This is a genomic window from Ruminococcus sp. MCC718, from assembly GCF_018783905.1.
Classification (GTDB): domain Bacteria; phylum Bacillota; class Clostridia; order Lachnospirales; family Lachnospiraceae; genus Hominisplanchenecus; species Hominisplanchenecus faecis.
In genome coordinates, this window is the sequence record NZ_WQNP01000050.1 from 60711 (window position 1) to 68211 (window position 7501).

Consider the following 7501-nt stretch of genomic DNA (forward strand, 5'->3'; position numbering starts at 1 on the left):
ATATTCCTTTTTTTTCGATTGTGCAACCCCTTTCTTTTATGGTAAGATAATAAGATGCCAGGATCAAAAGATCTAAATCCACATGAGCTTGCTCATAAGTGGATGAAAGACCTTGAAACCCGCCCCGACCGAAGCGGAGCGTAGAAAGAATTGTGAAAGTACGAAGTACGAAACAATTCATATGGCATCTCATAACTTTCATAACTTCACAAAATTTGACAGGAGTAATTATGATCTTAAATGTAAAAAATCTGACGCATGGTTTTGGTGACCGTGCGATTTTCGACAATGTTTCTTTTCGTCTCCTCAAAGGCGAACATATCGGCCTGATCGGTGCAAACGGAGAAGGCAAGTCCACGTTTATGAATATCATCACCGGAAAACTGACACCGGATGAGGGAACGGTCGAATGGGCAAAAAATGTCCGTGTCGGCTATCTGGATCAGCATTCTGTCCTGGAAAAGGGCATGACGATCGGTGATGTCCTGCGTTCTGCTTTTCAGTTTTTATTTGCAATGGAAGCGGAAATGAACCGTATGTATGAACAGATGGGCGATGCCACACCGGAAGAAATGGAACGTCTGCTCGCCGAGACCGGCACATATCAGGAGCTTTTAGAGCAGCACGATTTCTATATGATCGACACAAAAGTAGACGAGATTGCCCGTGCACTCGGTCTGGAAGAGCTTGGGCTTGACCGTGATGTAACCGACCTCTCCGGCGGACAGCGTACCCGTGTACTGATGGCAAAGCTTCTGCTGGAAAAACCAGACATCCTGCTTCTGGACGAGCCGACCAACTATCTGGATGAGCAGCACATTGAATGGCTGAAACGCTATCTCCAGGATTATGAAAATGCCTTTATTCTGATCTCCCATGATATTCCGTTCCTGAACAGCGTCATCAACCTGATCTATCATATGGAAAACTGCAGACTTGACCGCTATCCGGGCGATTACGATAAATTCCAGGAAGTCTACGCCATGAAGAAAGCCCAGCTTGAGGCTGCCTACAACCGCCAGCAGCAGGAGATCAGCGACCTCAAGGATTTCGTTGCCCGCAACAAAGCCCGCGTCGCTACAAGGAATATGGCGATGGCACGCCAGAAAAAACTGGACAAAATGGACATCATCGAACTGGATCGTGAAAAACCAAAGCCGGAGTTTCACTTTAAAACGGCCCGTACTTCCGGAAAGATGATCTTCGAGACAAACGATCTGGTGATCGGTTACGACGAACCGCTGACAAAACCGTTAAATATCCGCATGGAACGCGGCGAACGCATTGCCCTGACCGGTGCAAACGGTATCGGTAAGACCACGCTTCTGAAAAGCATTCTGCAGCTGATCAAACCATATTCCGGCGAAGTGCATCTTGGCGATTATCAGCATATCGGTTATTTTGAGCAGGAGTCCGATACGCAGAACACTTCGACCTGTATCGAAGAGATCTGGAGCGAATTTCCGGCAATGACACAGTACGAGATCCGTTCCATGCTGGCAAAATGCGGTCTGACCACCAAACACATCGAGAGTCAGGTGCGTGTACTGAGCGGCGGCGAGCAGGCAAAAGTACGTCTCTGCAAGATTTTGAACCGCGAGAGCAATATTCTGCTGCTGGACGAGCCGACCAACCACCTCGATGTTGACGCAAAAGCAGAACTGAAAAAAGCTCTTCAGGAATATAAGGGAAGTATTCTGCTGATCTGCCATGAGCCGGAATTCTATCAGGATATCGTGACAACCGTCTGGAACTGCCAGGAATGGTCCTTAAAGCTGTAGAAAATTTCCAAGGAAAAAGCTGGCGGCAATCCCGGCAAAAACAGAAAGCAGTGCACCTGCCAGCGTATACCGTGTTTTTGTCACTTTTGCTGCCATAAAATAAACGCTCATCGTATAAAATACCGTTTCCGTGCAGCTGAGCATCAGTGATGCGATGATTCCGATCTTGGAATCCGGCCCGAATTCTTTAAAAATATCCAGAAGAAATCCGGTCGCCGCACTGGCGGAAAACAGACGCACCACTGCAAGCGGCACAAGCTGCACCGGAAATCCGATTCCGGCAAAAAGCCTGCCAAGGATATCCGAGAGCCATTTAAGGAAACCCGATGCCCGCAGGATCCCTACGGCTGTCATCAGCCCGACAAGTGTCGGCAGGATCGCAAATGCCGTGTGGATTCCTTCCCCGGCACCACGCACAAAATCACCGTATGCATCTCTCTTTTTCAGAAAGGCATAACCGACAACGTAAAGCAGAACAAACGGTATCATATACATCGACAAAAAGAGCAGAAATGACAGAAAAATCCCTCCATAAGTCCGTCCGTTTACTGTATCTTATGAAGGGATTTTTGTAACTATTCAGGTAAAGCGGACATTCACAATCCGCTCCGCTACTTGCTCATCTCTGCTGCCAGAAACACAAAAACATGCTTCAGGATTTTTCCACAGCAGCTTCCACTTCCATGGTTTCAAGCGTTTCTTTGATTTCTCTTTCTTTTTCAACTTCTGCCACTTCTTCGACCACATCGGTTTCCTCTGTGCCTGTCTGTGTCTCATTTTCCTGTGCAGTCTCCGCTTTTTCTTCCTGTGGTTTCACAACCTTTTTTGTTTCGTTTTCTTTGCGAAGTTCTACTTTTGCTTTTTCTGCGGTTTCCTGTGCAGCTGCAGCTTCTTCCACAACCGTTTCTCTGACCGGCTCCTGCTCCGGATGCTGCATTCTCTGCGGATCACTCCACACACGCTCCCATGGATTTGGCATACGCTCACCGTTCATATGGATCCCCATGCTCTGTGCATACGGATACGGCATTCCACGATAGAATCTTTTTTCTTCATCAGAAGCACTCTTCATCAGTTTGCGGCCTGCCCATAAAACAAATACAGCAACAACAGCAACCGGAATCTTTGCGATCACAGCACCCGGCAGACTGGTCGGCCCGTAGATGATGTCCGCAAAATATTTGACAACACTCCAGATCATGCACGCCGCCACGATATACAGAACCGTTCCCATGGCCTTTTTACCATCCCGTCTGCTGATGCTGTCCTTTAAGCCTTCGCTCCAGTCCATCCAGTCATCGCCCCAGAGATAATGATCCTCCAATTTTTTAAACGCTTCTGCGTCCATCGAATTCTTGTTGGTTGCATCGAAAAAGCTGTACAGCAGAATGATCGGTGCAAAGAAAAGCAGCGGCTTGATATCCAGCCAGATACCCACTGCACATAACGTTGCAAAGATTGTCATTAAAGACAATCCCTGCTTCATAAATCCCATATACATCTGTCCTGCTCCCGGGATCAGAGAAAACAAAAACATCAATATTTTATTCTTTTGTCTCGCCATTTTCTTTTCCTTTCATAATGTTTTCGCATCACCACATCTGCATGCGAAACGGTATTTCCATCGAAAGCATTTTTAAATCTCATTGCAAAATTCAGAAACACTGCTTCAGCAGCTGTAACGCCTCTGAAAACTTCTCCACCGGAACTGCTGCACAGGAAAGAGCAAGACGGATCCCTTGCTCACTTTCATCCGCAGATAAAAAAGCAAAACCTTTTTCTTCTGCTCTGTACAGAACTTCCCGCAGATTTCCTGCTCCGAAAATTTCCAGAAGGCTTACAAATCCGGTCTCCCCGGCCGTAACTTTTGCCTCTTCTACAAAAATCCTTTTCGCTTCACTGCACAAAATTTTTGTTTTCGCCAAATAGTGTTTCCTGGATTTGCGAATCTGACTTTCCAGATGACCATCCCGGATAAACTGACACAATGCGATCTGTTCCGTTTTGGATGCCGTCTGATTATAAAAATCTCTGCGTCTCTGATATTTTTCCAGAAGATCCGGAGGAAGCACCATAAAACTTAAGCGGATCGACGGCAGCAAAAGCCTGGAAAATGTTCCGAGATAAATGACTCCGTTTCCGCCCGCCAGACCCTGAATGGACGGCGATGGATGATGATAATAACAGAATTCACTGTTGTAGTCATCCTCGATCAACAAAATATTTTTTTCAGATGCTTCACGCAGTATCTTCATCCGCTCTCCGACCGAAAGAACATCGCCCCAGGCAGTCGCCTGCGAAGGTGACACATAGCAGACATCCGGCTGCTCCTGTTTTCGATCGCACAGTTCAAAACCATGATCCTCAAAAACGGCACGCCCCTGCCGAAATCCCGGATTATAAAACGCAATTTTTTTACGTCCCTCAATCAATGGACACAGAATGTGAAGCAGGCTCTGAACACCCGCTCCGATCACAATATGTTCCGGCGTACAAACCACATTTCGGTTGTTTTGCAAATATCTGCACAGAACCTCCCGCAGATCGTATTCTCCCTGCGGTTCTCCATAAGAGAGCAGACGCTCATCCTGACGCAGTGCACTTTTGATATACCGCCTCCACAGTTCAAACCGGAAGGTTTCTCTGTCAACACTTGCAGACGCAAAATTGTAAAGCACCGGATTCTTTTCTTTTTGATCGGCACTTTTCTGAAATTCTGCCGTTTTTCGCGTCCTGCCGATGTCCGTCACATAAAATCCGCTCTGCGGCCTGGAAATAATATAGCCATCTGCCGCAAGCACCATGTATGCCGTCTCCACCGTTGTCCGGCTCATCTGCAATTCTGCCGCACACCGCCGGATCGACGGCAGCCTGCTTCCAGGTGCAAGCTGTTGCGACAGAATAAGCTGTTTGTAATAATTATATACCCGCATATAGCGGTGAACAGACTGATTGTCAAGTTCCGGTTTCATAGATCACACTCCTGGAATTTCAAAAATGTCAAAGTTAAATGTCTTTTCTTACAAGAAAAAACCGACTTTTGAACCTTTTTACCCTGACATCTTACAAAACGATAAGCAAAAATAACAAATCCAGTGCCCCGTCGATCAGCAGGCAGGCTCCGAAGAATACCATCGTCATCTTCACAGCCCCGAATGGGTTGAAAAGCAAAGCCACACCAACGATCATCAAAAGAATCCCGATCGTCAGAAGCTTGCCCCAGCCGATTGCATCCAACACACGCAGATCCAGTGCTCTCTGGATTTTGCTGATACCGTCCAGCATCAGTACCACGCCAAGCAAAAACGGCAAAAACGATACCACCGTCTGCGGCGTGATCAGACAGAACACGCCAAGTGCAATAAAGATCACACCGAGGATCAGTTCGCCCTTTGCCTTACCTTTCCGGCACTGGAGCACATGCAGAAGTCCGTATGCCGCCGCAATCACGCCGCAGCCATAACAGATCGCCCGCACACTGGTATCAGGCTTCAGCACCAGAAACAGTCCCAGAAGGATATAGCCTGCTGCCTGAAGAATCTGTATTGCTTTTATCTTACTTCCCATAAAAACACTCCTTCCCTTTTTCATAAAAATCACTATGAAAACAGTCTACCACGAAGCGAAGCCGGATACAATGTACCATTTGGAAGATTTGTCTAGGTTCTTATTGTTTATGTTGACTTTAATTATATTTCAAAAATATATTAAAATAATGAGAGTTATGCGTTAATATTATTTTCAAGCATATCTTTCTGAATTTCTTCGTGCAAATAAATCGGAGGTGATCTCGATGAGTATATTCGAATACGACAAAGAAGAGGAAGAACGAAAACTCAGAAAAGCAGAATATGAGGCTGCTGTTGCCGATGGATTTAACGACGGCATCAATACTGCAAAAAAAGATACCGTTCGTTTGCACATTGCCAAAAGCTCCTGGTTTGACCGTCGTCTCTTAAGCGGAACTATACTTACGTCCATCTTCCCAGACAAACGCTGTAGGGATCAATTCTCCTTCCCGGCTGAATACCGCCAGGACATCTACATACACTTTAGCTGTCATTACAAAACACCTGCTCTCCACTACTTCTTCCAGATGTTTGTCATTCGGAAAAGTGCATTTTTTCATATAATACTCTCTGATTGCCTGAAACATCCATTCCGCAATCTTTTCTTTCTGCTGTTCTGTATTACACACATTGTTTTTGAAAGTTTACCGTCGTTTTCTTGTGATCCATAAAAATGTACAGGTAAAAATAATTCCCTTTACAATGGAGGTTGAAGAAATAGCCCACCATATTCCATCCAGACCCATAATACCTCCAAGAATGATCGACAGCGGAATTCTTGCACTGGTAAAAGCTATACTGATGATACTGCAAAGTCGGGTTCTGCCGAGCCCTGATAATGCACCGACTGTCGTCAGTTCCACACACATAAAAGCTTCACTGAAACCTATGATGATCAGATATTCAACTGATGTTGCGATTGCTTTGGGTTCATAAAAAAAGATTCTGGCAATCGGTTCCGGAATGCATATAAATACAGCTGAGATCAACAGTCCCCAGATACCAACCGTCCACAAAGAAGCCTTATATCCTTTTTTGACACGGTCATTTTTGCCCGCACCATAGTTCTGTGCGATAAAGGCATTTAATGCCGCTGCAAAACCGTCTGCAGTATTCCATGATATCGATTCAATCTGACCTCCGACTCTCTGCGTTGCAACAGCTTCTGCACCATACCCGGAGATCATACGTGTCAGCACCATGGAGATTGCACAATATGCCATTCCCTGTATTGCTGTCGGAATTCCGATCTTACAGATTCCCTGCAGATATTTCCGCGGGATTTTTGCCAAAAGCCTAGTTCCTTTTAGTACATTTTCTTTCTTTTGTATGACAATTCCGACTATCATGATACTCATAACAATCGCCTGTGCTGTCACTGTCGCAATTGCAGCTCCGACAACACCAAGCTTCGGAAACATCCCCACTCCAAGAATCAACACAGGATCCAGGACCATATTTGTGGCCAGGCCGACAAGATTCGCTATAAAAGGTGTCTTTGAATCTCCCTGTGCCGTATAAAGTCCAGTCAGTGTCAGCGTCATAAAAGAAAATACGATCAGCCCACAGGCAATCTTCGTATATGACATTGCCGCCGCATGAGCCTGTGCATCTGCAAGCTGAAAAAATCCTACCATCTGTCTGGTAAAAAGCAGCGAAAGAATTCCATATGCCATTCCCATAAATGCAGCAAGCTGTACTGCCGCCTGTGCAAATCCGTGTGCCTTTTCTCTGTCTCCACGTCCGATACACTGTGCCACATGCACCTGTCCACCCATTCTAGCCATAGCTGCAAGTCCCTGCGAAAGCCAGGTAAACATACCTCCAACACCTACACCCGCAACTGCCTTCGAACCAAGCAGACCAATCCAGGCCATGTCCGTGATATTGTACAAAGTCCCCAGAAACGATGACGCCATGATCGGAACCGCAAGTTTCGTCAGCGTTTTTAGAATAGGATCTTTTGTTAAATTTCCCTCCATTTTCATTCCTCATCCATTTTTATTTTTTATTATCCACAAATCCTATTATACATGGTTTAACAAAGATTTTCATCAGGAATTATCCATATATGAATATTACGGTGCGGCAGAGCCGCCAGTCCGGTGTGGCGAGAGCCACCTGTCCGGACTAACGGAGCCACCCCATTTT

At 45.9% G+C, this 7501-nt stretch carries 7 protein-coding genes; 1 reads left to right on the forward strand and 6 read right to left on the reverse strand.

What is annotated here, in order from left to right:
* Positions 1 to 227: 227 nt before the first annotated feature.
* A complete protein-coding gene (locus GPK60_RS06780) occupies positions 228 to 1781 on the forward strand; it encodes an ABC-F family ATP-binding cassette domain-containing protein (protein WP_173896822.1) in 1554 nt (517 codons plus the stop codon).
* Here GPK60_RS06780 and GPK60_RS06785 read toward each other — a convergent pair.
* The 6 genes from GPK60_RS06785 to GPK60_RS06810 form a co-directional block, all read right to left on the reverse strand.
* A complete protein-coding gene (locus tag GPK60_RS06785; RefSeq protein ID WP_330591371.1) occupies positions 1770 to 2270 on the reverse strand; it encodes a nucleoside recognition domain-containing protein in 501 nt (166 codons plus the stop codon). The genes GPK60_RS06780 and GPK60_RS06785 overlap by 12 nt on opposite strands.
* Before the next feature lie 163 nt (positions 2271 to 2433).
* Positions 2434 to 3345 carry a hypothetical protein gene (locus GPK60_RS06790; protein WP_215659126.1) on the reverse strand — a complete coding sequence of 304 codons (912 nt, stop codon included), beginning with the start codon at positions 3343 to 3345 and terminating at the stop codon, positions 2434 to 2436.
* A gap of 91 nt (positions 3346 to 3436) precedes the next feature.
* On the reverse strand, positions 3437 to 4753 hold the full coding sequence (locus GPK60_RS06795; protein ID WP_215659127.1) for a PLP-dependent aminotransferase family protein: 1317 nt from the start codon (positions 4751 to 4753) through the stop codon (positions 3437 to 3439).
* Positions 4754 to 4844: 91 nt separating this feature from the next.
* Positions 4845 to 5348: a DUF308 domain-containing protein gene (locus tag GPK60_RS06800; protein ID WP_022118668.1), complete on the reverse strand. Its 504-nt coding sequence runs from the start codon at positions 5346 to 5348 to the stop codon at positions 4845 to 4847.
* Between the two features lie 388 nt (positions 5349 to 5736).
* Positions 5737 to 5979, reverse strand: coding sequence for a hypothetical protein (locus GPK60_RS06805; protein ID WP_215659130.1), 243 nt, complete (start codon positions 5977 to 5979; stop codon positions 5737 to 5739).
* Between the two features lie 15 nt (positions 5980 to 5994).
* Positions 5995 to 7332 (reverse strand): MATE family efflux transporter, encoded by a 1338-nt coding sequence (locus tag GPK60_RS06810; RefSeq protein WP_215659128.1) that lies wholly within the window; start codon positions 7330 to 7332, stop codon positions 5995 to 5997.
* Positions 7333 to 7501: the final 169 nt, after the last annotated feature.

Excerpts from the sequence above, each read along its gene's own strand:
- GPK60_RS06785 (WP_330591371.1), bottom strand. The coding sequence starts at position 2,270 with ATGATACCGTTTGTTCTGCTTTACGTTGTCGGTTATGCCTTTCTGAAA.
- GPK60_RS06790 (WP_215659126.1), bottom strand. The coding sequence starts at position 3,345 with ATGGCGAGACAAAAGAATAAAATATTGATGTTTTTGTTTTCTCTGATC.
- GPK60_RS06795 (WP_215659127.1), bottom strand. The coding sequence starts at position 4,753 with ATGAAACCGGAACTTGACAATCAGTCTGTTCACCGCTATATGCGGGTA.
- GPK60_RS06800 (WP_022118668.1), bottom strand. The coding sequence starts at position 5,348 with ATGGGAAGTAAGATAAAAGCAATACAGATTCTTCAGGCAGCAGGCTAT.
- GPK60_RS06810 (WP_215659128.1), bottom strand. The coding sequence starts at position 7,332 with ATGGAGGGAAATTTAACAAAAGATCCTATTCTAAAAACGCTGACGAAA.